This is a genomic window from Amycolatopsis sp. CA-211722 (assembly GCF_056828465.1).
This window is the reverse complement of the sequence record NZ_CP184752.1, coordinates 642249-667472: the sequence shown is the minus strand read 5'-3', so window position 1 is coordinate 667472 and position 25224 is coordinate 642249. Positions and strand designations below refer to the sequence as shown.

The 25224-nt window shown below is 68.9% G+C and carries 26 protein-coding genes; 17 read left to right on the top strand and 9 right to left on the bottom strand.

Going from position 1 to position 25224, the window contains the following annotated elements:
• The first annotated feature begins 43 nt into the window (after window positions 1–43).
• From ACOCEP_RS03215 to ACOCEP_RS03185, 7 genes are all read left to right on the top strand, one after another.
• Entirely contained in the window at window positions 44–691 is a 648-nt protein-coding gene (locus ACOCEP_RS03215) for a transcriptional regulator (protein ID WP_482335678.1), read from the top strand.
• Window positions 675–1862, top strand: coding sequence for a kynureninase (locus ACOCEP_RS03210; RefSeq protein ID WP_482335677.1), 1188 nt, complete (start codon window positions 675–677; stop codon window positions 1860–1862). Before ACOCEP_RS03215 ends, ACOCEP_RS03210 begins: the two co-directional genes overlap by 17 nt.
• A gap of 253 nt (window positions 1863–2115) precedes the next feature.
• On the top strand, window positions 2116–2466 hold the full coding sequence (locus ACOCEP_RS03205) for a hypothetical protein (RefSeq protein ID WP_482335676.1): 351 nt from the start codon (window positions 2116–2118) through the stop codon (window positions 2464–2466).
• Between the two features lie 372 nt (window positions 2467–2838).
• On the top strand, window positions 2839–5340 hold the full coding sequence (locus tag ACOCEP_RS03200) for a sensor histidine kinase (RefSeq protein WP_482335674.1): 2502 nt from the start codon (window positions 2839–2841) through the stop codon (window positions 5338–5340).
• On the top strand, window positions 5341–5751 hold the full coding sequence (locus ACOCEP_RS03195) for a roadblock/LC7 domain-containing protein (protein WP_016336740.1): 411 nt from the start codon (window positions 5341–5343) through the stop codon (window positions 5749–5751).
• On the top strand, window positions 5748–6119 hold the full coding sequence (locus ACOCEP_RS03190) for a DUF742 domain-containing protein (RefSeq protein ID WP_378370172.1): 372 nt from the start codon (window positions 5748–5750) through the stop codon (window positions 6117–6119). Before ACOCEP_RS03195 ends, ACOCEP_RS03190 begins: the two co-directional genes overlap by 4 nt.
• Window positions 6100–6705: a GTP-binding protein gene (locus ACOCEP_RS03185; protein ID WP_026466899.1), complete on the top strand. Its 606-nt coding sequence runs from the start codon at window positions 6100–6102 to the stop codon at window positions 6703–6705. The genes ACOCEP_RS03190 and ACOCEP_RS03185 overlap by 20 nt, the downstream gene beginning before the upstream one ends.
• Before the next feature lie 62 nt (window positions 6706–6767).
• Here ACOCEP_RS03185 and ACOCEP_RS03180 read toward each other — a convergent pair whose 3' ends face one another.
• Window positions 6768–7193, bottom strand: a complete 426-nt coding sequence (locus ACOCEP_RS03180) for a DoxX family protein (RefSeq protein WP_482335672.1) — start codon at window positions 7191–7193, stop codon at window positions 6768–6770.
• Between the two features lie 195 nt (window positions 7194–7388).
• Window positions 7389–7838: a DoxX family protein gene (locus tag ACOCEP_RS03175; protein WP_482335671.1), complete on the bottom strand. Its 450-nt coding sequence runs from the start codon at window positions 7836–7838 to the stop codon at window positions 7389–7391.
• Window positions 7839–7979: 141 nt separating this feature from the next.
• On the opposite strand from ACOCEP_RS03175, the gene ACOCEP_RS03170 reads away from it, so the two are divergent.
• Window positions 7980–8447, top strand: coding sequence for an NUDIX hydrolase (locus ACOCEP_RS03170; protein WP_482335669.1), 468 nt, complete (start codon window positions 7980–7982; stop codon window positions 8445–8447).
• A 249-nt stretch (window positions 8448–8696) separates the two neighbouring features.
• Here ACOCEP_RS03170 and ACOCEP_RS03165 read toward each other — a convergent pair whose 3' ends face one another.
• Window positions 8697–9341, bottom strand: coding sequence for an HAD family hydrolase (locus ACOCEP_RS03165; protein ID WP_482335668.1), 645 nt, complete (start codon window positions 9339–9341; stop codon window positions 8697–8699).
• Between the two features lie 148 nt (window positions 9342–9489).
• Between ACOCEP_RS03165 and ACOCEP_RS03160 the strand changes: the two genes are divergently transcribed.
• Genes ACOCEP_RS03160 through ACOCEP_RS03150 form a run of 3 tightly spaced genes read left to right on the top strand, consistent with a single transcriptional unit; the run spans window position 9490 to window position 13356 of the window.
• On the top strand, window positions 9490–11076 hold the full coding sequence (locus ACOCEP_RS03160; protein ID WP_482335667.1) for a discoidin domain-containing protein: 1587 nt from the start codon (window positions 9490–9492) through the stop codon (window positions 11074–11076).
• A gap of 55 nt (window positions 11077–11131) precedes the next feature.
• Window positions 11132–12376 (top strand): MFS transporter, encoded by a 1245-nt coding sequence (locus ACOCEP_RS03155; RefSeq protein WP_482335666.1) that lies wholly within the window; start codon window positions 11132–11134, stop codon window positions 12374–12376.
• A complete protein-coding gene (locus ACOCEP_RS03150) occupies window positions 12373–13356 on the top strand; it encodes a hypothetical protein (RefSeq protein WP_482335665.1) in 984 nt (327 codons plus the stop codon). The genes ACOCEP_RS03155 and ACOCEP_RS03150 overlap by 4 nt, the downstream gene beginning before the upstream one ends.
• A 261-nt stretch (window positions 13357–13617) precedes the next feature.
• Here the strand turns inward: ACOCEP_RS03150 and ACOCEP_RS03145 are convergent, their stop codons facing one another.
• The 4 genes from ACOCEP_RS03145 to ACOCEP_RS03130 form a co-directional block, all read right to left on the bottom strand.
• On the bottom strand, window positions 13618–14166 hold the full coding sequence (locus tag ACOCEP_RS03145) for an O-acetyl-ADP-ribose deacetylase (protein WP_482335664.1): 549 nt from the start codon (window positions 14164–14166) through the stop codon (window positions 13618–13620).
• 13 nt (window positions 14167–14179) lie between these two features.
• Window positions 14180–14977 (bottom strand): alpha/beta fold hydrolase, encoded by a 798-nt coding sequence (locus ACOCEP_RS03140; RefSeq protein WP_482335663.1) that lies wholly within the window; start codon window positions 14975–14977, stop codon window positions 14180–14182.
• 23 nt (window positions 14978–15000) lie between these two features.
• A complete protein-coding gene (locus tag ACOCEP_RS03135) occupies window positions 15001–15645 on the bottom strand; it encodes a DUF998 domain-containing protein (RefSeq protein ID WP_482335662.1) in 645 nt (214 codons plus the stop codon).
• Between the two features lie 123 nt (window positions 15646–15768).
• Entirely contained in the window at window positions 15769–16902 is a 1134-nt protein-coding gene (locus tag ACOCEP_RS03130) for a metallophosphoesterase (RefSeq protein ID WP_482335661.1), read from the bottom strand.
• Between the two features lie 138 nt (window positions 16903–17040).
• Between ACOCEP_RS03130 and ACOCEP_RS03125 the strand changes: the two genes are divergently transcribed.
• Window positions 17041–17898: a hypothetical protein gene (locus tag ACOCEP_RS03125; RefSeq protein ID WP_482335660.1), complete on the top strand. Its 858-nt coding sequence runs from the start codon at window positions 17041–17043 to the stop codon at window positions 17896–17898.
• Between the two features lie 67 nt (window positions 17899–17965).
• Here the strand turns inward: ACOCEP_RS03125 and ACOCEP_RS03120 are convergent, their stop codons facing one another.
• Complete coding sequence (locus tag ACOCEP_RS03120) at window positions 17966–20227, bottom strand: ATP-binding cassette domain-containing protein (RefSeq protein WP_482335659.1); 2262 nt, start codon at window positions 20225–20227, stop codon at window positions 17966–17968.
• A 78-nt stretch (window positions 20228–20305) separates the two neighbouring features.
• Between ACOCEP_RS03120 and ACOCEP_RS03115 the strand changes: the two genes are divergently transcribed.
• From ACOCEP_RS03115 to ACOCEP_RS03095, 5 genes are all read left to right on the top strand, one after another.
• Entirely contained in the window at window positions 20306–21088 is a 783-nt protein-coding gene (locus ACOCEP_RS03115; protein ID WP_482335657.1) for a TetR/AcrR family transcriptional regulator C-terminal domain-containing protein, read from the top strand.
• Window positions 21089–21098: 10 nt separating this feature from the next.
• On the top strand, window positions 21099–21530 hold the full coding sequence (locus tag ACOCEP_RS03110; protein WP_482335656.1) for a nitroreductase family deazaflavin-dependent oxidoreductase: 432 nt from the start codon (window positions 21099–21101) through the stop codon (window positions 21528–21530).
• Window positions 21531–21821: 291 nt separating this feature from the next.
• A complete protein-coding gene (locus ACOCEP_RS03105) occupies window positions 21822–22301 on the top strand; it encodes a pyridoxamine 5'-phosphate oxidase family protein (protein ID WP_482339552.1) in 480 nt (159 codons plus the stop codon).
• Window positions 22302–22331: 30 nt separating this feature from the next.
• Window positions 22332–23879: a sensor histidine kinase gene (locus tag ACOCEP_RS03100; RefSeq protein WP_482335654.1), complete on the top strand. Its 1548-nt coding sequence runs from the start codon at window positions 22332–22334 to the stop codon at window positions 23877–23879.
• Window positions 23876–24523 carry a response regulator gene (locus ACOCEP_RS03095; RefSeq protein WP_482335653.1) on the top strand — a complete coding sequence of 216 codons (648 nt, stop codon included), beginning with the start codon at window positions 23876–23878 and terminating at the stop codon, window positions 24521–24523. The genes ACOCEP_RS03100 and ACOCEP_RS03095 overlap by 4 nt, the downstream gene beginning before the upstream one ends.
• Here the strand turns inward: ACOCEP_RS03095 and ACOCEP_RS03090 are convergent.
• Complete coding sequence (locus ACOCEP_RS03090) at window positions 24520–25155, bottom strand: sigma-70 family RNA polymerase sigma factor (protein ID WP_482335651.1); 636 nt, start codon at window positions 25153–25155, stop codon at window positions 24520–24522. The genes ACOCEP_RS03095 and ACOCEP_RS03090 overlap by 4 nt on opposite strands.
• Window positions 25156–25224 lie beyond the last annotated feature (69 nt).

Below are 25224 nucleotides of genomic sequence, written 5' to 3'. Positions count from 1 at the left end.
CGTTTTCACCGCGTCAGTCCCGCACCAAGGAGGAGCTCCGACGATGACCGGTCCGGCACGCGAGTTGATCGACGCGGTCCAGGCGGAACTCGCGCCCCGCGACGACGAGAACAGGCTCGTCCCGCTGGTGGAGGCGGGTGACGCGCCGCGGGAGGTGTTCGCGGCGATCGCCGCGGAGGAGTACCGGATCGTCCGGAGCGACTGGCGGAGTTTCCTGCACCTCGCCTCGCGTGCCAGGGAGCGGAACGCGAGGGAGTTCTTCGCGGCCTTGGCTTCGGGAGAGGGGCTGGCGCTCGGCAAGCTGGCCGCGCTCGCCGAAGAGCCGCCCGGCTTCGAGCCGCGCGCGGGATGCCAGGCGTACCCGGCGTTCGTCGCCTGGCTCGCGCTCAACGGCGAACCGGCGGACGTCATCGTGGCGATCGTCGCCAACTTCGCCGCTTTCGGCCGGTATTGCGCCGCGATCGCCGCCGCGATGCGCGAGCGCTATGGCTTCGACGACGAGGCGTGCGCCTTCTTCGACTTCTTCGGCACGCCGTCGCCGGAGCTCGAAGACCTGGCCGTCCGGGCCGTGCAGGCCGCGCTCGACTCCGGTGATCTGTCCGAAAAGGACGCTCGGACCCACGCGCGGCTGTTCCAGGAGTACGAGCTGGACTTCTGGAACACACTCGCCGACGATGGTCGCCGTGACTGACCTCGTAGCCGAGGCCGCGGCGCTGGACGCGGCCGATCCCTTGGCGCACAAGCGAAACGAATTCGACCTCGACGCGGGCGTCGCCTATTTCGACGGCAACTCACTGGGTGCCCCGCCGAAGCACGTGGCCGAGCGTGTCGCCGCGGTCGTCCGTGAGCAGTGGGGCGGGCGGCTCATCCGGTCCTGGTCGGAGGGCTGGTGGGAGGCTCCGGTGCGGGTCGGCGAGCGGATCGCGCCGCTGGTGGGAGCGGCGCCGGGGCAGCTCGTCGTGGCGGATTCGACCAGCGTGAACCTGTTCAAGGCGCTGGTCGCCGCGACCCGCCTGCGGCCAGGCCGCGACGAGATCCTCGTCGACGCGGACACCTTCCCGACCGACGGCTACATCGCCGACGAGGCCGCCCGGCTGACCGGGCGCACGGTGCGCCGGGTCGTCGCCGAGGACATGCCCGCCCAGGTGAGCGAGCGGACGGCCGTCGCGCTGATCAACCACGTCGACTACGTCACCGGGCGCGCGCACGACATGGCCGGGCTGACCGCGGCACTGCGCAGTGCCGGGGCGCTGGCGCTCTGGGACCTCTGCCACAGCGTCGGCGCGCTGCCGGTCGAGCTGGACGCGGCAGGCGTGGACCTCGCCGTCGGCTGCACCTACAAATTCCTCAACGGTGGCCCCGGTGCGCCCGCTTTCCTTTACGTGGCAACGAAGTGGCTGGACGGCTTCGACCAGCCGCTGGCGGGCTGGGCCGGCGACCGTGACCCGTTCGCGATGCGGGGCGCGTACGAGGCGGACGCCGGGATCGCGCGAGGCCGCGCGGGCACCCCCGACATCCTGTCGCTGCTGGCACTGGACGCGGCCCTCGACGTCTGGGACGGCGTGGACCGCGGAGTGCTCAGGGCGAAGGGGCTCGCGCTGGGGGAGTTCTTCTTCCGGTGCGCGGACGAGCTCCTCGACGGCGCGACGATCCGGACCCCGCGCGGTGAAGACCGCGGCCACCAGATCTCGGTGATCGACGACGACGCGGCCAAGACGATGGCGGCCTTGATCGACCGCGGCGTGATCGGGGACTTCCGCCCGCCCAACGTGCTGCGATTCGGGCTGGCGCCGCTCTACACCACCTTCGGCGAGGTGCTTCGCGCCGTGACGACGCTCGCGGACCCCCGAAGCCTTCGATGATTTTCGAAGGTCGCTCACCTCGGCACACTAAGCGTGGAGAAAAGGATGAAACTCATTCGGGAATCCGTGGCAAATAGGTGATCACCTCGCCCCGGCGGGGGAGAACGCGCGATCTTTCGCGTATCCGCTGTTAATCTCGACCTTCGCTCGCCGCGTGTGTGACGTAGATCCTTTCCCTGTGGCGTAAGGAAAACCCGCGTCGCCCGTCTTACCGGCGAGGCGCGGGCCCTGGCGCCGGGAGTGGGAGGGAATCATGTCGTTCACCTATGTCGCCATCGCCGTGACCGGTGCCGCCTCCGGATTTCTGCTCAACGAATTCGGTGCCCGGTATCCGGTCGAGACCGCCCTCGTCGTGGTCCTGATCTGCGGGGTGGCCACCTTGTGCTGGGCGGGCGCCCGCCTCCTCCGTGACGCCTCCGGGAGGGTCGAGGCGCTCCTCGACGACGAGCTCGGCAGGTCTGACGAAGATCATTTCGCCGAATCGCCCGCAATTGGCGGCGGGAATTCTCGATTTCGTGGCGCGAGGGGCGTTACGGCGGCGTTGCTCCGCGGTGATGTCGTTCGCAAACCGAACGGTATGTGGAGCTCTGGTCCGAAAGCGTGAGCGACGTCACGGCGAGTAGTTTTCGCCGGTTTTTTCGCTGGGCCGCGGAGCCCGCGACGGGGCACTTGATCGAATCCGAAGAGTGACGATCAAGCCGCTGCCTGCGGTAAACCGGCAGGTGATCTACTGGTGGGTCACTTAGCCGGGTGTCCCGTCCCACGTGGTGGACTTTCCTGGTCCGACCGCCTCTAGTCAGCAGGTCACGGCCATACGTGACTACCCTTCGCGTCCGGACTTGACTCACCCGTTTGGGTCTCCTAGCGTCTTCGCGGGCGGAGCGGACCACGCTGTGTTGATCCGGCTATCGGATCCCGCGGGTAGGAATCCCCGGCGACCCGACACCAAAAACTGCCGGAAGGAAAACGGACCACGGTGAAGCAGATTTCCCTTCGACGAGGCCGCGGCTCTTCGATTCGTTCGCGCGTTCTGACGATCGCGCTCATTCCGAGCATCGCGCTGATGCTGGTCGGTCTGGCGATCGGCGGGTACCTGATCTTCGACGCGGTCGACGGCCGTGACTACGCGCAGCGAATCCGTGACTCGGAAGCCCCCTCTCTCCCCTTCTTCGTCCAGGTGCAGGAAGAGCGTCGCCTGACGCTGCGCGAGCTCGCCGGCGACCGGTCGCAGCACGCCACGCTCGTCGAGCAGCGCGCCAAGACCGACGCCGCCGCCCAGGGTGTCGCCGCGCATCTGCAGAAGTTCGTCGGTGACTCGCCGGAAAGCGTGCAGCGCAACATCGCCACGCTGAACGGCCTGCTCCAGAAGTCGCCGCAGATCCGGCAGTCGGCCGACTCCGGCCAGCTCCCGCTGCTGGACGCCTTCACCTTCTACAACCAGATCCTCGACCAGTTCGTCGAGGGCCTGACCGGGCTGGCCCAGGACGCGCCGAACGCCGAGAACGCCTACCAGCGGATCACCGCGGTCCCGCTGTTCACCGCCATCGACCAGATGCAGCGCGCGAACGCCCTCGCCGCCGCGGCCGTCGCGGGCGGCGGTTTCACCGACGAGACCTACCGCGCGTACGTGACCGAAGTCGGTTCCTACCGGTCGCAGCTGGAGTCTTCGGTCTCGCGGATGATCCCGGACGTCAAGGCGAAGTTCGACCAGCTCGTCGCGAGCGATCCGTGGAAGGCCGTCACCACGGTCGAGAACACCTTCCTGCAGAACAGCAAGGCCACGCTCCCCATCCCCGAGCAGACGTGGCTGCAGGCCGCGCGCGGCGTCAGCGACGCGATGATGCGCGGCTTCGTCGAGCAGAGTGGTACGGCCACGACGGAGGCGGTCGACGAGGCCGACCGGACGCTGATCACGTCGGCCATCGCCGCGGCCATCGCGCTGCTGGTGGCGATCGGCGTGTTCGTCATCGCCCTGCGGTTGTCCAACCGGCTCATCGGACGGCTGGCGCGGCTGCGCGAGGACACCCTCGACGTCGCCGAGATCCGGCTGCCCGAACTGGTGGACCGCGTGCGGGCCGGTGAACCCGTCGACCTCGACGACAAGGGTCACTTCCTCGACCACGGCGACGACGAGATCGGCCAGGTCGCCGAGGCCTTCAACAAGGCGCAGCAGACCGCCATCGCGGCCGCCGTCGAAGAGGCGAGGACCCGTGAGGGCACCAAGACGGTGTTCCTCAACATCGCGCACCGCAGCCAGGTCATCGTGCACCGCCAGCTCAAGGTGCTCGACCAGGCCGAGCGCAAGCAGGAGGACCCGGAGCAGCTGGACACGCTCTTCCAGCTGGACCACCTCTCCACCCGCGCCCGCCGCAACGCGGAGAACCTGATCATCCTCGGTGGCGGGCAGCCCGGCCGTCAGTGGCGCAAGCCGGTGACGCTGGCCGAGCTGACCCGCGGCGCCTCGGCCGAGACCGAGGACTTCGCCAGGGTGAAGACGGCGAAGATGCCCGCGATGGCGGTGCAGGGCCCGGTCGTCGGCGACCTCGTGCACCTGCTCGCCGAGCTGATCGACAACGCGACCTCCTTCTCGCCGCCGCAGTCGCGCGTGGAGCTGCGGGGCAACGTGGTCGGCAAGGGTGTCGTGATCGAGGTCGAGGACCAGGGTCTCGGTATCGAGCCCGAGCAGGCCGCCGAGCTGAACGCGATGTTGGCCGATCCGCCGGACTTCGGCATCATGGCCCTGTCAGCCGAGCCACGGCTGGGCCTGTTCGTGGTCGCGCGCCTCGCCGCACGGCACGGGATCTCCGTGCACCTGCGCGAATCCGCGTACGGCGGCACCAGGGCCATCGTGCTCGTCCGCACCGACCTGCTCGCGCCGGTCCCGTCTGATCAGCCGGAGGACGAGGTGGACCCCGAGAGCACCGAGGTGCCGGAAGCCGCGCCGCTGCTTCCGGGCCGTCGTGCCCGCCACCGCACCGAGCTCCCCGCGGAACGGCCCGAACTGCCCGTGCCGATGCCGGTCGCGCCGCAGCCCCCGCAGCAGCCCCAACAGGAGCAGCCCGGTGGCGCGTTGCCGCCGCTGCCCCCGCGCCCGCCGCGAGTGCCCCGGCCGGAGACGCCGCGCCCCGAACCGATCCGCCCCGAGCCCGTGCGTGCCGAGGGACGTCCGCAGCCGGTGCAGCCGCCGGCGTGGCCGCCCGCCGACACCCGGCCGCAGGACGGCCGCCCGCCGCAGACCCGGCGGCCCGGCCCCGAGGCGCCCGGCAGGCCACCGCTGCCGCAGCGCCGCCGTCAGGCGAACCTGGTCCCCCAGCTGATGGAGGACCGGCCCGCCGCCCAGCGCGAGGAGGTCCGCGAGGACACCCCCGAGCTGGCGAGGAACCGGCTCGCCGCGTTCCAGCAGGGCACGCGCCGCGCGCGGGACACCGAACCCACCGACGACTACACCGACCTCGACATGTACGGAGATCGTGACTAGATGGCCAACGCGGGAGTCAGTGAACTCGACTGGTTGCTGGATGACCTGGTCAAGCGTGTCGCCGGTGCCGACAGGGCGGTAGTCCTGTCCTCCGACGGCCTGCTCATCGGACGGTCCGGGAACCTGTCGGAGCAGGACGGCGAGCACCTGTCCGCGGTCGCGTCGGCGTTCCAGAGCCTCGCGCGGGGCACGGGACGGCACTTCGGCGGCGGCAACGTCCGCCAGACCATGGTCGAGATGGACCACGCCTTCCTGTTCGTCACCGCGGCGGGCCGCGGTGCGTGCCTCGCGCTGCTGGCGAAGGAGGACGCGGACATGGGCCTCGTGGCCTACGAGATGAACCTGATGGTCAAGCGGGTCGGCGCGGTACTCACTTCGGCGCCCCGCGCCGCGACTCCCACCTCGCCATGAGCGGGCGGCACGAGTCGTGGTTCGAGGAGGAGGCCGGGCCGCTGGTCCGGTCGTACGCCGTCACGGGCGGGCGCACCCGCTCGGACACGCTCGGCCTCGATCTGATCACCCTGGTGGTCGCCATGCGTTCCTCGCAGGAGGTCGCGGGCTTCGAGCCGGAGTACGGGCGGATCCTCAACCTGTGCCAGAGACCGACCTCCGTCGCGGAGGTCGCCGCGCGGATCGATCTGCCGCTGCCGGTGGTGAAGGTGCTGCTGAGCGACCTCATCGAACAGAACCTCGTGCTGTTCCGCACCGCGACCCCGGTGACCGACACCCCCAACAAACACGTACTCCAGGCGGTTCTTGATGGCATCCGGAAACTCTGAGCCCCGGCGATCCTTGACCGCGAACGCGGTCAAGGTCCTCATCGCCGGCGGGTTCGGGGTCGGTAAGACCACGATGGTCGGTTCGGTCAGCGAGGTTCCCCCGCTGCGCACCGAGGAGGTCATCACCGCGGCGTCCGAGGGCGTCGACGACCTCACCGGTGTCGAGAAGAAGACGACCACCACGGTGGCGCTGGACTTCGGCCGGATCACCATCAACCCCGAGCTGATCCTGTACCTGTTCGGCACGCCCGGTCAGGACCGGTTCTGGTTCATGTGGGACGAGCTGGCGGAAGGCGCGCTGGGCGCCGTCGTGCTGGCCGACACCCGGCGGCTCGACAGCTGTTTCGCGGCCGTGGACTTCTTCGAGCGCCGCGGGCTGCCGTTCGTCGTCGCCGTCAACTGCTTCGACAACGCCTACCGTTACGGCACCGAGGAGGTCCGGCAGGCGCTCGACGTCGGCATGGACGTCCCGCTGCTGCTGTGCGACGCGCGGGAACGCGAGTCGACGAAGCAGGTGCTGACGGTGCTGATGGAGCACGTGCTGGCGCTGTCGGACCTGGCCGCTGGGCTGCCACAGGGCCGCTGACGTTTCGCGCGTGAAGGCCCCCTTCCCTCGGCTCAGCCGAGGGAAGGGGGCCTTCACGCGCTTCAGGACTTGCGGCGCCGGCGCAGGGTGTCGAGCGCGTAGGTGCCCGGGCCCACCACCGCGAACAGCAGGAAGATCCAGGAGTACAGCGCGGCCGTCTCGCCCTTGTTCTGCAGTGGCAGCAGCGCGTCGGGCTGGTGCACGACGAAGTACGCGTACGCCATCGTGCCCGAAAGCAGCACCGCGACCGGGCGGGTGAACAGGCCCGCCAGGATCAGCAGCGAGCCGGCCGTCTCGATCACCCCGGCGTACCAGCCCGGCCAGGTACCGAACGGCACGGCGGGCTTGTCGAACAGGCCCATCTTCTGCAAACCGTGGCAGAGGAAGAGGAACGAGACCACCACGCGGACGGCGGAGAGGGCGAGCCCTTGCCATTTGGGGGCGGTCGGGCCGATCTCGGTGGTCGTGGCGGCGGCTGTCTGGGTCATGACGCATCCTTCCGGCTCAGGGTGGTCTAAACCATTGATGCGATAGAGGATGCCGGATACCCCCATCGGTAGGGAACTTTCTTTCGGGGGGTAATTCCATGGTATGCCCCCATTCATTGACAGCGAATCGACAGGTTCGCGATAAAAAGGCCCCTTTCCTGGAATGGTTCCAGGAAAGGGGCCTCGCGTTTACGTTCAGCGGCGGCGGCGCAGGGAGTCGAGGGCGAAGGTGCCCGGGCCGATCGCGGCGATCAGCAGGAAGATCCAGCAGTAGAGGGTCGACAGCTCGCCCATGTTCTGCAGCGGCAGCAGGCCTTCCGGGGCGTGCACGGTGAAGTAGGCGTACGCCATCACACCGGAGAGGAGCACCGCGACCGGCCGGGTGAACAGGCCGACCAGCACGAACGCGGCGCCGACGAGTTCGATCACGCTGCCGTACCAGCCGGGCCAGGAGCCGAGTTCGACCGAGCCGCCCGCGCCGTCGACGCCACCGAAGAATCCGAATCCCTGCAAACCGTGGCAGAGGAAGAGGAACGAGACGACGATCCGGACGGCGGACTGGATCGCGCCCTGCGCCTTGGCGGCCCGCGGGGTGGCGGCGGTCGAGGTGGCGGTGGTCTGGGCGGGGGCGGTGGTCTGCGTCATGGTTCCGGTCCTTCCGGGAGTGTCTGTCGGGCGGCTTCTGACAACGCGTCGGACGAGCAGGACGCGAATCGACATCCGGGCGGAAACTTTTTTCGCGGGCCGGTCACATCACCCGATCGGAGCAAGGCCAGACTGGACGACATGGCGGGTAAGACGAGTGCCGGGATCCTGCTCTTCCGCAGGTCGGGCGAGGTGACCGAGGTGCTGCTCGGGCATATGGGCGGGCCGTTCTGGGCGAAGAAGGACGCGGGCGGCTGGTCGGTGCCCAAGGGCGAGTACGAGCCGGACGAGGCGCCGGAGGCCGCGGCGCGGCGCGAATTCCAGGAGGAACTGGGGTTGCCGGCGCCGGAGGGGGAGTACCTCCCGCTCGGAGAGGTGAAGCAGTCCGGCGGCAAGGTCGTGACGGTCTGGGCGGTGGAGGGCGACCTCGACCCGGCTCAGGTGGTGCCGGGCACCTTCGAGATGGAGTGGCCGCCGCGCTCGGGCCGGACGCAGGAGTTCCCGGAGGTCGACCGGGTCGCCTGGTTCGGGCTGGCCGAAGCGGAGGAGAAGCTGCTCAAAGGCCAGCGCCCGTTCCTCGTCCGGCTGGGTGAACTGCTCGACGGCTGAGCAATCGCGGGCAGGGGTGGGCACCGCACTCGCGTGATCGAAGGCGTAACTCGCGTGATCGAAGACGTAACTCGCGTGATCAGCGGCGGAACACCGAGTGCGGCATCCAGTCACGCGAGTTACGTGCCTGATCACGCGAGTTACGCCTTCGATCACGCCGCGCCTGCGTTCCCGTCCGCGTGAGCCGATGGACGACACGCGTGATTGGTGGGACGACACTGCGCGGCGTCCCGCTGGACACGCGTGTCGTCAACGGCTGAGCAACTCGCCGAGTGGTTTGTCGGCCAGCGAACCCAGCACGAGGTCGGCGTGGTCGAAGTTCAGTACCGCGGTGATCGCGTTCGGCACGGCGACGCATTCGAGCCCGGCGGCCTTCGCCGCGGTGACGCCGTGTGGCGAGTCCTCGAACGCGATCGCCTCGGCCGCCGGCAGGTCCAACGCGGCGAGCGCGGCCAGGTAGAGGTCCGGGCTGGGCTTCGCCTCGTGGAGATCTCCGGTGAGGACGGCCTCGAACGCGTCCGCGAGACCCAGCCGGTTCAGGTGCGTGGTGACCCAGTCGCCGGTCGAACTGGACGCGATGGCCAGCCGCAGGCCGCGCTCCTTCGCGTCCGCGAGGTACTCCTCGACGCCGGGACGCGGGCCCACCGATTCCAGCAGCTCCGTGACCCTGGCGCGGACGCCGGTGCGGACCGCGACCCGGTCCAGGTTCTCGTCGTTCCTCTCCAGCAGCTCGAACATCGCGACGGCGGTGTTCTGCGTGCCGATCACGGTGTGCCAGACGTCCAGGGGGAGCTCGCCGCCGCGAGCGCGGAAGGTCTCCTGCCAGGCCACGAGGACGGCCGCCTCGGTGTCGACCAGCGTCCCGTCGAAGTCGAAGATCAATGCGCCGGTCATGGGACGAGTCTACGTCTTGACTCACTGAGTGGTACGGATTACCGTACGCATTCGTTAGGAAACTTACCAAACGAACGAGTGTACTCGAAGTGAACGCCGCGCACCCGTCCCTCTCAACCCGCCGCCACGGATTCCCGGGGAGATCGATGTGAAGGCCCGAACCCGACTACTGCCACTAGGCGCGGCCGCCATCCTGTTGCCGACGCTGCTCAGCGGAAACGCGCAGGCCGCTGATGTCCTTTTGTCCCAAGGTAAAGCCGTTCTGGTCTCCTCGGTGGAGTCCTCCTCCTACGGCGGTCCGCTCGCCGTCGACGGCAAGAGCACGACCCGCTGGGCGAGCACGGAAGGTGTGGACCCGCAGTTCATCCGCGTCGACCTCGGCGGCCCGTCGGCCATCAACCGGGTCAAGCTGAACTGGGAAGCGGCGTACGCCACCGCGTACCGGCTGGAGGTCTCCAACGACGGCTCGGCGTGGACCCCGATCAAGTCCGTGACCAACGGCAACGGCGGGACCGACGACCTCACCGGGCTGGCCGCGCGCGGCCGGTACCTGCGTCTCGTCGGCACCAAACGCGCCACCAGCTACGGCTACTCCCTCTGGGAGATGCAGGTTTACGGGACGTCGGACTCCTCCGGCGACACCCAGGCGCCCACCGCGCCGTCGAACCTCAAGGCGGGTTCGATCACCGCGTCCACAGTGGACCTGACGTGGACCGGCTCGACGGACAACGTCGGCGTCAGCGGCTACGAAGTGCTGCGGAACGGCCAGGTCGTCGGCTCTACGGAAAGCGCTTCCTATACCGACAGCGGGCTGAGCGCGTCGACCGCGTACACCTACACCGTCCGTGCGAAGGACGCCGCCGGCAACACCTCGGCGGCCAGCAACCAGGTCCAGGCGACCACGCAGGCGGGCGGTTCTTCGTTCGTCCTCGCCGCCTCCGGTGACATCGCCGAACAGTGCACCGCTTCGTCGTCTTCCTGCGTCCACCCGAAGACGGCCGCGCTGGTCGGCCAGATGAACCCGGCCGCGGTCATCACCATGGGCGACAACCAGTACGACGACGCCCACATCGAGGACTTCACGAAGTACTTCGACAAGACCTGGGGCAAGTACAAGAACATCATGCACCCGGTCCCCGGCAACCACGAGACCTACGACCACACCCCGCTGGGCGCCTACAAGCAGTACTTCGGCAAGATCGCGACGCCGAACGGGAAGACCTACTACAGCTGGGAAATGGGCAACTGGCACTTCGTCGCCATCGACAGCACGGAGTTCTCGCCCGGCCTCGCCGCGAACGCGATCAGCGACGAGCAGCTGAACTGGATCAAGCAGGACCTGAAGAACAACACCAAGCCCTGCGTCGCCGCGTACTACCATCACCCGCGCTACACCTCGGGCGACCACGGCGACAACAGCAAGATGGCCACGCTCTGGGAGACCCTGGTCCAGAACAAGGTCGATCTGGTGCTCAACGGGCACGACCACCACTACGAGCGGTTCTACCCGCAGAACGCCGACGGCGAAAAGGATCCCGCGGGTCCGGTGCAGATCATCGGCGGCGGTGGCGGGGCGAGCCTGTACCCGGTCAAGACCGAGCATCCGGCCACGGCGAAGGCGATCTCGACCTACGGCGTGCTCAAGCTGAACATGTCGGACAACGCCTTCTCGACCCAGCTGATCGGGCTCGACGGCAAGACCATCGACTCCTCTCCCACCTACACCTGCCACTGATCCCCGTGAGGAGGTGCCGCGGCCCGGCACCTCCTCACGGCGTTGGAGGTCTCCCATGTACATAGCCACCAGCAGGGGAGCGGACGCCGCGGCGGACGTCCCGAAGAGCGGAGTGAAACGGGCCGTCACCGGGAACGTCGTCGCGCTCGGCCTGGTCAGCCTGGTCACCGACATCTCGTCGGAGATGGTGACCGCGGTACTCCCGCTCTATCTCGTTCTCGGTCTCGGCCTCAGCCCGCTGCAGTTCGGTGTGCTCGACGGCCTCTACTCCGGTGTCACCGCCGTCGTCCGGCTCGTCGGCGGCCATCTCGCGGACCGCTGGCAGAAGCTCAAGGCGGTCGCCTGCTTCGGTTACGGTCTCTCCGCCCTGGGCAAGATCGGCCTGATGATGGCGGGTTCGTCGACCGTCGCGATCGGTGCCGTGCTCGCGGCCGACCGCACCGGCAAAGGCGTCCGGACCGCACCACGGGACGCGCTGATCACCTTGAGCAGCGAGCCGGAACACCTCGGCCGCGCGTTCGGTGTGCACCGCGCGATGGACACCTTCGGCGCTTTCCTCGGCCCGCTGGTCGCGATGGCCGTGCTGTGGCTCAGCCTCGGCAGCTACGACTCGGTGTTCTTCACGAGCTTCTGCATCGCCGCGATCGGCGTGATCATCCTGGTGGTGCTGGTCAAGGACCATCAGCCCAAGCCGCGGGCCGAACGGCCGAAGGTCTCCTTGCGGGAGACCGCGGGCCTGGTCCGGCAGGCGTCGTTCCGGCGGATCTGCGTCTGGGCCGCGCTGCTGGGCCTGGTCACGCTCAGCGACTCGTTCCTCTACCTCGTGCTGCAGCGCCGCTGGGAACTCGGCGCGGTCTTCTTTCCCTTGCTGCCGCTGGGAACCGCCGGCGTGTACCTGCTGCTGGCGGTCCCGTTCGGCAGGCTTTCCGACCGGATCGGCCGGTGGAAGGTGTTCCTCGGCGGGCACGTCGCGCTGGTCGTGGCGCTGCTGGCGCTGCTCGGGCCGGTGGACGGCGGCATCCTCGCGGTGCTGGCGCTCGTGCTGCACGGCGTCTTCTACGCGGCCACCGACGGCGTCCTGATGGCCGCCGCCGGGCCGTTGCTGCCCGAGCACCAGCGGGCGAGCGGGCTGGCGCTGGTGCAGACCGGGCAGGCGACCACGCGGATGCTCGCGTCCGTCCTTTTCGGACTCGCCTGGACCACCTGGGATCTGCACGCCGCGGTTCTGGTCGCCGCGGGCGCGCTGGCAGTGGTGGTCGTCGCCGCGGCCGTGCTCCGTCCTTTGCGGACCTACGCATGAGGACACGGATCCTGGGCGTGGTGGCGGCGGTCGTCGTCCTGATCGCGGCGGCCGTCGGCTACGGTGTCGTCTCCCGCGACCGCGGGCCGGACGTCAACTCCGTCGCGGTCGTGTCCGGGCAGCCGGTTTCGGTGCGGGCCAAGGGACAACTGCTGTTCCGCAACACCGCCGAAGGCCCGGACTTCGGCCATCTGGCGACCGTCCCGGCCGACCGGCCCGGCGAGCCAAGGAAGGTGTCCGGCCTCAGCTGCGACCGGTTCGCCGCCTCGGCGGGGACCGCGCTGTGCCTGGCCGCCCAGCCCGGCGTGCTGCCCCCGATGACCGACGTCATCGTGCTGGACAAGGACCTCAACGAGATCCGCCGGATAGAACTGCCCGGCACCCCCAGCCGTGGCCGGGTCTCGCCGGACGGGAAGCTCGCCTACTGGACGCTGTTCGTCAACGGGGATTCCTATGCGGAGACCGGGTTTTCGACCAGGGCGGGGATCTTCGACCTGAAGACCGGGAAGCTGATGAAGAGCATCGAGGAGATGGGGCTTCTCCTCGACGGCAAGCCGTACTACTCGTCCGACGTGAACTACTGGGGGATCACCTTCACCCCCGACGGCAAGCGGTTCTACGCGACGGTGGGGACGAAGGGGAAGACGTATCTGGTCGAGGCGGACTACGAAAAGCTCGTCGCGAGGATGATCCGGGAGAACGTCGAATGCCCGTCGCTTTCACCGGACGGGAAGCGGATCGCCTTCAAGAAGAAGGTTTCCGCCGATCTCGCGGCGCCGTGGCGGCTCGCGGTCCTCGATCTGGCTTCCGGCAAGGAGACGATGCTGGCCGAGACGCGCAGCGTGGACGACCAGGCGGCCTGGCTCGACGACCGGACCGTGGCGTACGGCGTGGACTCGGCGATCTGGGCGGTTCCGGCGGACGGGAGCGGGGCGGCCAGGGAGCTGGTCGAGCAGGGCAGTTCGCCGGCGGGCGTGTAGCCGGCTCGTGAGTGGTAAGGACGGTGAGCCGTAGGGGCAAAGGTGTCCTGTCGGGGTGCTCGGCGAGGTGAAGGGAGCTTTCCCCTCATCGCACGCGCGGAAAGTCCCCTTCGCACAGGTGGTGCGGTCCTTATGGGCGACGGAAGGCTCGGACACGTCGCGAAAGCCACTTTCGGGACGTCACGTGTCCCGAAAGTGGCTTTTCGCGACACGAAGCCCGCATCGAGCAAGCGCCCGAACACGCCATACGTGCCTTACGGGTCAATAACCGTCCTGACCGATCACGAGACCCATCGCGTCGGCTTGCTCCCGGAACACGTCGTAGGCGGCCTTCCCGAACAGCACGAACCTCACCAGCTCCACGGAGCACGACCCGGCCGAGAGCGTGTTCGCCACCGCTTCGAGGGCGATCTCCGCCGCGGATTCGACCGGCCACCGATAGATCCCGGTCGAGATCGCGGGGAACGCCACGGTGTGCGCGCCGAGATCGGCGGCCACGTGCAGCGAGGTGCGGTGGCAGGAGGCCAGCAGCGCGGAGCGGTCTTCGGAAGCCGACCACACCGGCCCGACGGTGTGCACCACCCAGCGCGCCGGGAGGCGGCCCGCCGTGGTGGCGACCGCCTCTCCGGTCTTCAGTCCCTTGCCGTAGTGCCCCGCGCGCAGGGCCCGGCATTCGGCGAGGATCTCCGGCCCGCCGCGCCGGTGGATCGCGCCGTCCACCCCGCCGCCACCGAGCAGCGAGGAGTTCGCGGCGTTGACCACGACGTCGACCCGCTGTTCGGTGATGTCGCCTTCGACCAGTTCGATCATCGGGATCGCTCCGTCAGTCGGTGAAGTACTCGATCAGTACCGGGGCCACGGCCTTCGGCTTCAGCATATGCGTCTGGCCTTCGATCGTGCGGTGCTCGGCGCCGGGGACCGCCTTCGCCAGCGCGGCGACACCGTTGCGGATCCACGCGGGGCTCTTGCCGCCGTCCATGACCAGCGTCGGCACGGAAACGCCCGCCCAGCGGCCCTCGGGCAGCGGGGTGCCGTCGTGCAGACCGTCGAACAGGGCGGCGTCGTAGCGCAGGGTCGGCGCGACCTTCTTCAGCTTCGGCCAGGCGGGCATGAACCGCATCATGAAGACGACCGGAGCCGGAACGCGGACGCCTTCGCGCATGAAGGTCTTGATCGCGGTACCGGGTTCGCCGGTGGCGATGGCCTTCTCCAGCCGTTCCGCGTAGTCGGCCGGGACCGGCGGGCGGGTGTCGTCGACGACCAGCGGGAATTCGTAGACGGCCAGTTTCGTGATCGGGAGCCCGGCCTTCGCGGCTTCGAGGGCGAGCGCGGCGCCGGACGAGATCCCGTAGACGTGGGCGGTACCGCCCGCTTCCTTGATCAGCGCGGCGATGTCCTCGACTTCGCGGGCTACGGCGAACGGTGCGGTGTCGCCGCTTTCGCCGCGGCCTCGGCGGTCGTAGGTGTAGACGGTGAAGTGCGCGGCCAGCTCGGCGGCCAGCGGCGTGGCCGGGCCGAATTCGCGGTGGCACATCGCGCCGTCGACCAGGATGACGGCGGGGCCGGAGCCGGTGCGGGTGTAGGCGATGGTGGTGCCGTCTTGTGAGGTCACGGTGCTCATGGCGGGAATTCTCCTGGTCGTGTTCAGCGGTTGGTACGGAGGATGACGGCGGTGACCCAGCCCCAGGCCAGCATCACCGTGGCCCAGAAGGCGAGCATCACGACGGCATTCGCGTTGCCGGAGCTCATCGTGGCGAAGGCGGCGAAGAACGCGATGCCGGTGGCGCGGGAGTAGAGGGCCCAGCCGCGGTGACCCTCACGGGAGAAGCGGCTCGCGAACACGAAGGTCGCGACGATCAGCGACAGGAAACCGATCGAGCCGGCGGCCATGTGCAGGACGCCCGCGGTGCTGATGGTGGCCTGGCCGGAACCCACCGGGAAGCCGTTGCCGGGGTCGGCTTTGAAGACCGCGGCGAACAGCAGGCTGACGCCGAAGACGCCCAAGAGCCGTGGCCCCCACGTGCTGCCTCTGCCCGGTTCGAGCGTGCGGCTCAGGCCGATCGCTCCCGCGATCATGAGGACACCGGTGACCAGGAAGTTCGTCACCTGGATCCAGCCGGCGTCGCCGTTGCTCAGCATGCTCGCCGGGTGCTTCGTCAGGTCGAAGCCGTCGCGGACGGCGGCCTGGGTGAGCGTGGTCAGGAAGTACAGCGGACCGGAGACGGCGCCGCAGGCGAGCAAGGCTCGCGCCGGGAGCGCGATGTGGGTCCGGGTGGCGGTGATGGTCATCGATTCGGCCTTTCGGGCGGCGGGTGCGTTGGCACAACACTCGCCCCGAACTCTCAAGTTGTCAAGACAAAAAAATTTGTCGGTGATGGATGTCGCGGCGCCCGAAGCATCGCAACTAGAGGACTACTTGCTGTTTCGCAAGGTCAGGAGGGTGATCTCGCTCGGTGCGAAGACACGCAGCGGCGGCCCCCAGAAGCCGGTGCCGCGGCTCGTGTAGAGCTGCGTGCGCTCGCCGTGGCGCGAAAGACCGGCCAGGACGGGCTGGTCGAGCCGGACCAGGAGATGGAACGGCCAGATCTGGCCGCCGTGGGTGTGCCCGGAGATCTGGAGGTCGATCCCGGCCTCGGCGGCCTGCTTGACCTGCTTCGGCTGGTGGGCGAGCAGGACGACCGGAGTGCTCGCGGCGACACCGTCGAGCGCGGCGGGGAGATCGGGTCCGTGGCCGGGCAGGCCGGACGCGGCGCCGGTCGGGTCGTCGATGCCGGCGAAGACGAGCGTGTCCCCGCCGCGGCTGACGGGCAGGTGCCGGTTGTGCAGCGGCTCCCAGCCGAGGTCGCGCATGTGGTCGAGCCAGGCCTGCGCCTCGCCGAAGTACTCGTGGTTGCCGGTGATGTAGAACTTGCCGAGCTTCGCCCGCACCTTCCCGAGCGGCGCGACCTGCTGTGCGCGTTTGGCGACGGAACCGTCGGCGAGGTCGCCCGCGTGGGCCACGACGTCCGCGTCGAGCTCGTTCACCACTTCGACGACCTTCTCCGACCACGTCGTCCGGTTCAGCGGGCCGAAATGGGTGTCGGTGACGATCGCGAAGCGGAGGCCGTCGAGTCCCGCGCCGAGGCGGGGGAGCACGACGTCGAGTTCCTTGAGCCTCGGCACGCGCCGGGCCTCGAACATCCCGTACGCCGCCAGCGCCGCGAAGGCGGCCAAGACGACGCCGGACACGATGCCCGCCGCACTGTCCACTCCGGACACGGCGAGGACGAGCCGCAGCACGTTTCCGAGAACGGACAACGAGAACAGCAGCCAGATCAGCCCCAGGGAGAGATCGCCGATCTTGGCCGCGAGGTCCCGCTGCCAAGGGCCGTGGCCGAGGACCATGCACGCGGGCACGGCGAGTGCCGCGACGGCGAACACGATCGTGCCGAGGACTTCGAGCGCGGCCGGGAGTTCGGGGGAACCGACGATCGTCCACCACGGCACACCGAACAGGAGGGCGAGGACGGCGATCAGCGCGGCGACGCGGACAAGGATGCGGGGCATGATGTCGGCCAGAGTAACAGCCCATTGGTCTCTACCGCCGTCTTCGCTGAGGGACGTCTCAGGTACGTAGGTGGGCGTACGCGCGGTGTCGCCTCACGGCTGACGCTTTTCCTCCGGCCGCGGAAGACACTCTTCGGCATGAAGTCACGGACCATCGAACGCGTCGCCTACGCGACCGGGGCACTCCTGTTCCTCAGCGGTCTCGCGCACGCGGTCGTGCTGGTCGTGTCCGGCGGCTCGTGGACCGGGCCGGTGTCGATGCGGAAGGCGGTCACGTTCGGCCTGTCATTCGGGCTGACGCTGGTCACCGTCGCCTGGGCGACGTCGTACATCGCGGTTCGGGCGCGCGTGCGGAACGTGTTGCTCGGCGTCTTCGCGGCGGCGAGCGTCGTCGAGACGGTGCTCGTGAGCATGCAGGCTTGGCGCGGGGTGCCGTCGCACTTCAACTTCGAGACCGGCTTCGACAACGCCGTGTCGACGACACTCGCGGCGGGTGGCGGCGTCATCATCCTGACGGCGGTCTCGTTCACCGCGGCGGCCCTGCGCGGTGACGGGGAGACATCGGCGAGCATGCGGCTCGCGGTGCGGTTCGGGCTCGTCGCGCTGCTGGTGGCGCTGGGCGCGGGCGCGGCGATGATCGCCGGCGGTGTCGTGGAGGCGCGGGGCGGGAACCCGCAGGCCGCGTACACCACCGCCGGTGCGCTGAAGCCGCTGCACGCGGTGGCGATGCACGCGATCCTGATCGTGCCGGGGCTCGCCTGGCTGCTGAAGTTCGCGGACTGGACGGAACGGCGGCGCGTGCGGCTGGTGTGGGTGGCGATCGGTGCCTACTCGGTGCTGACCGCGGTGGTGGGGCTGGAATCGGTGACCGGGGTTTCGCCGCTGGGGGCCTCGCCGGTGGAGATGGTGACTTCGGGGCTGGCTCTGGTGGTGCTGGGGCTCATCGGTGCGGTGGCCGGTCGTGAAGCGGTTCGGCGGCGGTCCCGGATGTCATGAAAGGGTCGTTCAGGACATCTTTTGTCCTGAACGACCCTTTCATGACACTCGCGGGTGGAGGGATGCGCTAGCGGCCCACGTAGGTGCGAAGGTGCCGCGCCGTGAGCGTGTCACCGGAGGCGACCAGGTCGGCCGGAGTCCCCGTGAACACCACCTGGCCACCTTCCGAGCCGGCGCCCGGCCCGAGATCCACGATCCAGTCCGCGTGCGCCATCACCGCCTGGTGATGCTCGATCACCACCACCGTGTTCCCGTCGTCGACGAGCCGGTCCAGCAGACCGAGCAGCTGGTCGACGTCGGCGAGGTGCAGACCGGTGGTCGGTTCGTCGAGGACGTACGTCGCCGACTTCTCCGCCATCCGGATGGCGAGTTTGATCCGCTGGCGCTCCCCGCCGGACAGCGTCGTGAGCGGCTGTCCGAGCCCGAGGTAACCGAGGCCGACGTCGGCGAGCCGGTCCAGGATCGTCCGCGCCTGCCCCGAGGGGAAGAACTCGCGTGCCTCGGCGACCGGCATGGCGAGGACCTCGCTGATGTCCTTGCCTCGCAGCTTGTACGTCAGGACTTCGGCGGTGAACCGCTTGCCTTCGCATTCCTCGCAGACCGTCGCCACCCCGGCCATCATCGCCAGGTCGGTGTAGATCAGCCCGATGCCCTTGCACTTCGGGCACGCGCCTTCGGAGTTCGCGCTGAACAGGGCCGCCTTGACGCCGTTGGCCTTGGCGAACGCGGTGCGGATCGGGTCGAGCAGGCCGGTGTAGGTCGCGGGGTTGCTGCGCCGCGAGCCGCGGATGGCCGACTGGTCGAGCACCACCACGTCGTCCCTTGTGGACAGTGAGCCGTGGATGAGCGAGCTCTTGCCGGAACCGGCGACGCCGGTGACCACGGTCAGCACGCCCAGCGGGATGTCGACGTCGACACCGCGCAGGTTGTGCCGGGTCGCGTTCCGGATCTCGATCCGCCCGCGGGCCTCGCGGACGTCCGTGCGCAGCCGCGCCCGGTGATCGAGGTGCCGCCCGGTCAGCGTGCCGGACGCGCGCAATCCGGCGACGTCACCGGTGTAACAGATCTGCCCGCCGTTCGGCCCCGCGCCCGGCCCGAGGTCGACGACGTGGTCGGCGATCTCGATCGTCTCCGGTTTGTGCTCGACGACGAGCACGGTGTTCCCCTTGTCCTTCAAGAGAAGCAGGAGACCGTTCATCCGCTGGATGTCGTGCGGGTGCAGCCCGACGGTCGGCTCGTCGAAGACGTAGGTGACGTCGGTGAGGCTGGAACCCAGGTGCCGCACCATTTTCACGCGCTGCGCCTCGCCGCCGGACAGCGTCCCGGATTCGCGGTCGAGGCTCAGGTAGCCGAGGCCGATCTCCACGAGCGAGTCGAGGGTTCCGCGCAGGGTCTGCATCAGCGGCCCGACCGACGGATCGTCGATCTTGCGGAGGAAGTCGGCCAGGTCGCTGATCTGCATCGACGAGCAGTCGGCGATGTTCAGCCCCTCGATCTTCGAGGACAGCGCCGCCTGGTTGAGCCGCGCGCCTTCGCACGCCGGGCACTGCCGGAAGGTGATCGCCCGGTCGACGAAGGCGCGGATGTGCGGCTGCGTCGCTTCCTTGTCCTTCGACAGGAACAGCCGCTGCACCTTCACCAGCAGGCCCTCGTAGGTGGTGTTCATCCCGCCGAGCTTCATCTTGGTGGCGGGTTTGTGCATGAAGTCTTCCCACTGCCGCGGGGTGTAGTCCTTCAGCTTGACCGCGGGGTCGACGAAACCGGACTCCGCCAGCCCCTTCCAGTACCAGCTGCCCGGCGTGAAGTTCGGGACGGTGATCGCCCCCTCGTCGAGCGAAAGCTCTTTGTCGACGAGCTGGTCGATGTCGATGCTGGAGACCTTGCCCAGCCCCTCGCATTCGGGGCACATCCCCTCGGGAAGGTTGAAGCTGAAGGCTCCCGACGTCCCCACGTGCGGTGTGCCCAGCCTGCTGAAGACGATCCGCAGCATCGTGTGCGCGTCGGTCGCGGTGCCGACCGTGGACCGGGAATTGGCGCCCATCCGTTCCTGGTCGACGACGATCGCGGCGCTCAGGTTCCGCAGCGCGTCCACGTCCGGCCGTCCGACCGGGGCCATGAAGGACTGGATGAACGCGGTGTAGGTCTCGTTGATCAGCCGCTGTGACTCCGCGGCGATGGTGCCGAACACCAAGGACGACTTCCCCGAGCCCGAGACACCGGTGAAGACGGTGAGGCGGCGTTTGGGGATGTCGACCGAGACGTCGGCGAGGTTGTTCTCTCTGGCTCCGCGCACCTGGATCAGGTCGTGGCTGTCGGCGGCCGAAGGCATGGCTCTCCCCTGGTTGAAACTCTTTAGCCTGTAAAGTGAGGGTAGCAGAGGTTAGTTTATGCTGTAAGGAGTTGGCAAGTGGTCGTCTACGCGGCGCAAGGGGACCCACGGCGGTCGATGGCACTGCTGTGGCGGACCGAGCCGGCGGACGCCGAGCGGCCCGGCCCCAAACCGGGGCTTTCCGTGGAGCTGATCGTCGAAACCGCCATCGCCATCGCGGACGCCGAAGGTATGACGGGGCTCTCGATGCGGGCCGTCGGCGACCGGCTCGGCCGGACGGCCATGGCGCTCTACACCTATGTCCCGAGCAAGAGCGAACTCGTCGATCTCATGTACGACACCGCGCTCGCCGAGCTTCCGGCCACATATGACGGGGACGGCTGGCGGACCGACGCCGCGCGGTGGGCTGAGGATCTCTGGGACTTCTATCTCCGGCATCCCTGGGTCCTGCAGGTCTCGCAGGCGCGGCCGGTGCTCGGGCCGAACGAGTACGTCGTCCTGGAGGCGCTGGTGAAGATCCTGCGCCGGACCGGACTGCGCCCGAAGGCGCTGCGGCGGCTGGTCAGCGCGCTGTACTCGTGTGTGCGCGAGCCTGCCAGGACGGCGTCGGAGGCGCGGCTGGCCGAAAAGGCGACGGGGCAGTCCGACGACGAGTGGTGGTACGCGCGCTCCGCGCATCTGCAGGAGGTCTCGCCGGACTTCGCCGAGCGTTTCCCGACGCTGACCTGGATGGAGAGCGAGCACGCGTTCCGGATGGAGGACGAGACGGTGTCCTATCTGGAGCAGGAGGCGCGGGAGGCGTTCGAGTTCTCGCTGAGAGTCATCCTGGACGGAATCGAAGTCGCGACGAAAGCGGAGTAGTCTTCTCCGCATGCCCTCCGATTTCGCCTTGAAGACCATGAACGCCGTCCACCGCGTCATCCAGAAGGTCAGCGGCGGCCGTGCCGGCTGGCAGGTCGCCGGGATGACCGTCCTGGAGCTGACCACCATCGGCCGCAAATCCGGTCAGCCGCGCACCGTCCTGCTGACCTCGCCGCTGCGCGAGGGCGACGCGTACGTCATCGTCGCCTCCCGCGGTGGCGACGACCAGCATCCGGCGTGGTTCCTCAACCTTCGCGACAACCCCGAGGTCCAGGTCACCCTGAAGGGCGAGAGCGCGAAGCCGATGGTCGCGACCGTGGCCGACGCCGAGCAGCGCGCCCGCCTGTGGCCCAAGATCACCGCGGACTACAAGAACTACGCGCAGTACCAGACCAAGACCGACCGGGAGATCCCCGTGGTGCTGCTGAGCCCGAAGGCGTAGGGGCGCTCAAGTTTCGGTGGTCGTGTCGCGAAAGCCACTTTCGGGACATCTGACGTCCCGAAAGTGGCTTTCGCGACACGGGTGCCCGGTCGGCCACCGCGGCCCGGCTCGGCTGTGCGGCCAACCTGACAAAACGCGTTGCGAAAGCCACTTTCACAACCTTCAACGTTGCGAAAGTGGCTTTCGCAACCTCGCCGCATCCCCCGCACGGGCCGGGTCCATCGGCCCTACCGGCGAGTCGGTAAGCCGGGGACCGTGGTTCTCGACGAAGTACACGACGAGAACGCGGGGATGCCGATGTCCGACTCCTTGGGTCTCGAGACGCTCGGCCGCGAGCAGTGCCTGGCGCTGCTCGCGGGCGCCGGGCTCGGCCGGGTGGTGTTCACTTCCCGGGCCATGCCGGCGATCCAGCCCGCGCGGTTCGCGCTCCACCACGGCGCCGTCGTGGTGCGGACCCCGGCGCAGAGCGCGCTGTTCGCCGGGATACTCGACAGCGTGGTGGCGTTCGCCGTCGACGAGTTCGCCAAGGATCTGGGGACGGGCTGGTTCGTCACCGTCGTCGGCCGCGCCTCCGAGGTACGTGATCCGATCGTGATCGCCGAGCTCGAGACCCTGCCGCTGGGCTGCTGGACTGGTCAAGCGGATTCCCGCTACCTCCGGATCCCGATCGAGTCGGTGACCGGACGGAGGATCCTCGGGGTGAGCGGTAACGAAGCACTGTCCGTGATCGACGCACCAGATGAGCGATCCGGGCGCGTCTGTCACTCCTGACCCCACTGCCCGGGGAGTTACTCCGGGACGGTGACGCCAGTGCGGCGGGTGAGTGCGGCGAGCGACGCCAAAACGCCCAGGATTCTGGACGCGGTGGCCGGGATCGCCCACGATCTCAGCCTCTCCGACGTCCTTCGGCGAATGGTCGAATCCGCCTGCGAGCTGACCGGTGCGCCGTTCGGTGCGCTGAGCGTGCTCGATTCCGGCGAGTTCATCCGCTTCGGTGACGCTTGGGAACGGCCGCCGTCCGAGGACGAGTCCCGGGTGATGCCCATCCGGATGCGCGGCCGCATCTTCGGGATGCTGTACCTCGCCCGCAAACCGGGCGGTGAGGAGTTCACCGAAGCCGAGGACGACCTGCTCGTCGCGCTCACCGCGGCGGCCGGTGTGGTGATCGAGAACGCCGCGCTGTTCGAGCAGGTGCAGCGGCGTGAGCGCTGGCTCGAAGCCTCCTACCACGTCACCGGTGCGCTCCTGGCCGACCAGGATCTGACCGCGACCCTCCGCCTCATCGCCGAACGCGCCCGAGTCGTGGCCGGTGGTTCGGCGGGCGCGGTCGCCCGTCCGCGCGGTGACGGGATGCTGGTCTTCGAGATCGTCGAGCCGCCGGGGCCGGACGCGGACCGGATCGCCGGGGTCACCGTGCCGACCGAGGGCACCGCGACCGGGCTGGCGTACACGAGCGGCAAACCCGTCGTCGTCCGGGAGTACGGCGACAAGGTGATCGAGCACCAGGGCGGCCGCGGCGTCACGATGCCCGCGATGATCAAGGATCTCGATTCCACGGTCGCCGTCCCGTTGATCGTCGGCGAGGAGAAGCTCGGCGTCCTGCTGGTGGCGAAGTTCCGCGACAAGACCCCGTTCTCCGCCTACGACGTCCAGCTCGCCGAGACCTTCGCCGCGCACGCCGCGCTCGCGGTCGAGTTCGCCCGCGCGCAACAGGACAGGCAGCGCCTCGCCGTCTTCGAAGACCGCGACCGGATCGCCCGCGACCTGCACGACCTGGTGATCCAGCGGCTGTTCGCGATCGGGCTGGGCCTGGAGGGGCTGAGCAGGCTCGCGGGCGAACCCGCCGTCGCCGACCGCGTGACCGGTTTCGCGCACGAGATCGACCGCACGATCCGCGAGATCCGCAACAGCATCTTTTCGCTGCAGGAACCGGCGGAGGCGCAGGGCAGCCTCAGATCGGAGCTGCTGCGGGTCGCGCTCGACGCGGGCTGCGCGTCCGAACCCCGGGTCGGATTCGACGGGCCGCTCGACTCGACCGTGCCGGACACGGTCCGCTCCGATCTCCTCGCGACCCTGCGCGAAGCACTGTCCAATGTGGTCAGACACGCGGCGGCGACGTCGGTCTCGGTCGACGTCTCCGTCGACCGGGACGGCCGATGGCTGAAGCTGTCGGTGGTGGACGACGGCGTCGGCATGCCCGCCGAACCCGGCCACCGCAGCGGCGTGGCGAACCTGGCCGAACGCGCGGCCCGCTGGAACGGGACGTTCAGCGTCGAAGCGGCGCCGGAAGGCGGGACGAAGCTCGACTGGTCGGTGGAGCTGCCGGCCCGACAGGAGAGTGTGCGATGACGATTTCGGTGTTCCTGCTGGACGATCACGAACTCGTCCGCACCGGGTTGAAGACGGTGTTCGAGGCCGAAGACGATCTCACCGTGGTCGGCGAAGCGTCCACGGCCGCCGAGGCCTACGTGCGGATCCCCGCGGTCAAACCGCAGGTCGCGGTGCTCGACGTCCGGCTGCCGGACGGCGAAGGGGTCAGCGTCTGCCGGGAGATCCGGGCGTCGATCGACCCGCCGCCCGCCTGCCTGATGCTGACGTCCTATTCGGACGACGACGCGTTGTTCGGCGCGATCATGGCCGGTGCGGCCGGGTACATGCTCAAGCAGGTCTCCGGTGGCGCGCTCGTCAAGGCTGTCCGCACGGTCGCCGCCGGTGGATCGCTCCTGGACAGCACGCTGACGGCCTCGGTGATGAACCGGCTGCGCGGCGAGACCGACCTCCCGGACCCGCGATACGAACAGCTGAGCCCGCAGGAGCGGCGGGTGCTCGACCACATCGCCGACGGGCTGACCAATCGCCAGATCGCGGAAAAGCTGTACCTGGCGGAGAAGACGGTCAAGAACTACGTGTCGTCCCTGCTGCACAAGCTCGGTTTCGAGCGCCGCACCGCCGCCGCCGTCTACGCCGCCCAGCGCCGTAAGTCCACGTCCTAGAAGAACGTGAACCCGCCGGCGAAATCGGGGTTCTCGCGCAGCACACGGCGCAGTTCGTTGAGGGCCCGGTGCTGGGTGACGCGGACCGCGCCCGCGCTCGCCATGCCCAGCGCGCCCGCGGTCTCCTCGGCGCTGTATCCGTGGATCACGCGCAGCACCAGCACGTCGCGCTGCTTCTCCGAAAGGACCTCGAACAGCCGAGACAACCGGCGGCGGCGATCGGCCCTCTCGACCTCCTCGAACGTCGGATTCCACGGTCCTTCCTGTTCGGGCTCCGGATCGGGCACCGGCGCGGACGGGTCGCGGGCGAGGTTGCGGCGGACGTCGGCGACCTTGTGCGACGCGATTCCGAAGACGTACGGCAGGAAGCTGTTGTCCTGGTAGCTGTAGCGCGGCAAGGCCACGAGGACGGCCACCAGGACCTCTTGGGCGCAGTCCTCGGCGCTGGAGACGCCGCGTACCGTCCCGCCCAGCCTGCCCGCGCAGTACCGGAACACGATGGGCCGGAGGAGCGCCAGCAGGCTTCCGACGGCCCGCCGGTCACCGCCGATGGCCGCGCGGATCAGTTCACCGTCCGGCTCTCCCGGGCGGGGCTGATATGTCGGGCGCACGGCTTCTGACACGGCGGTCACGCCGGTTCTGCCGTTCTCGGTCCCATCGTCCCCACCTCCCGAAAGCCCCCAGCCCTGTTTGGCCCCTCC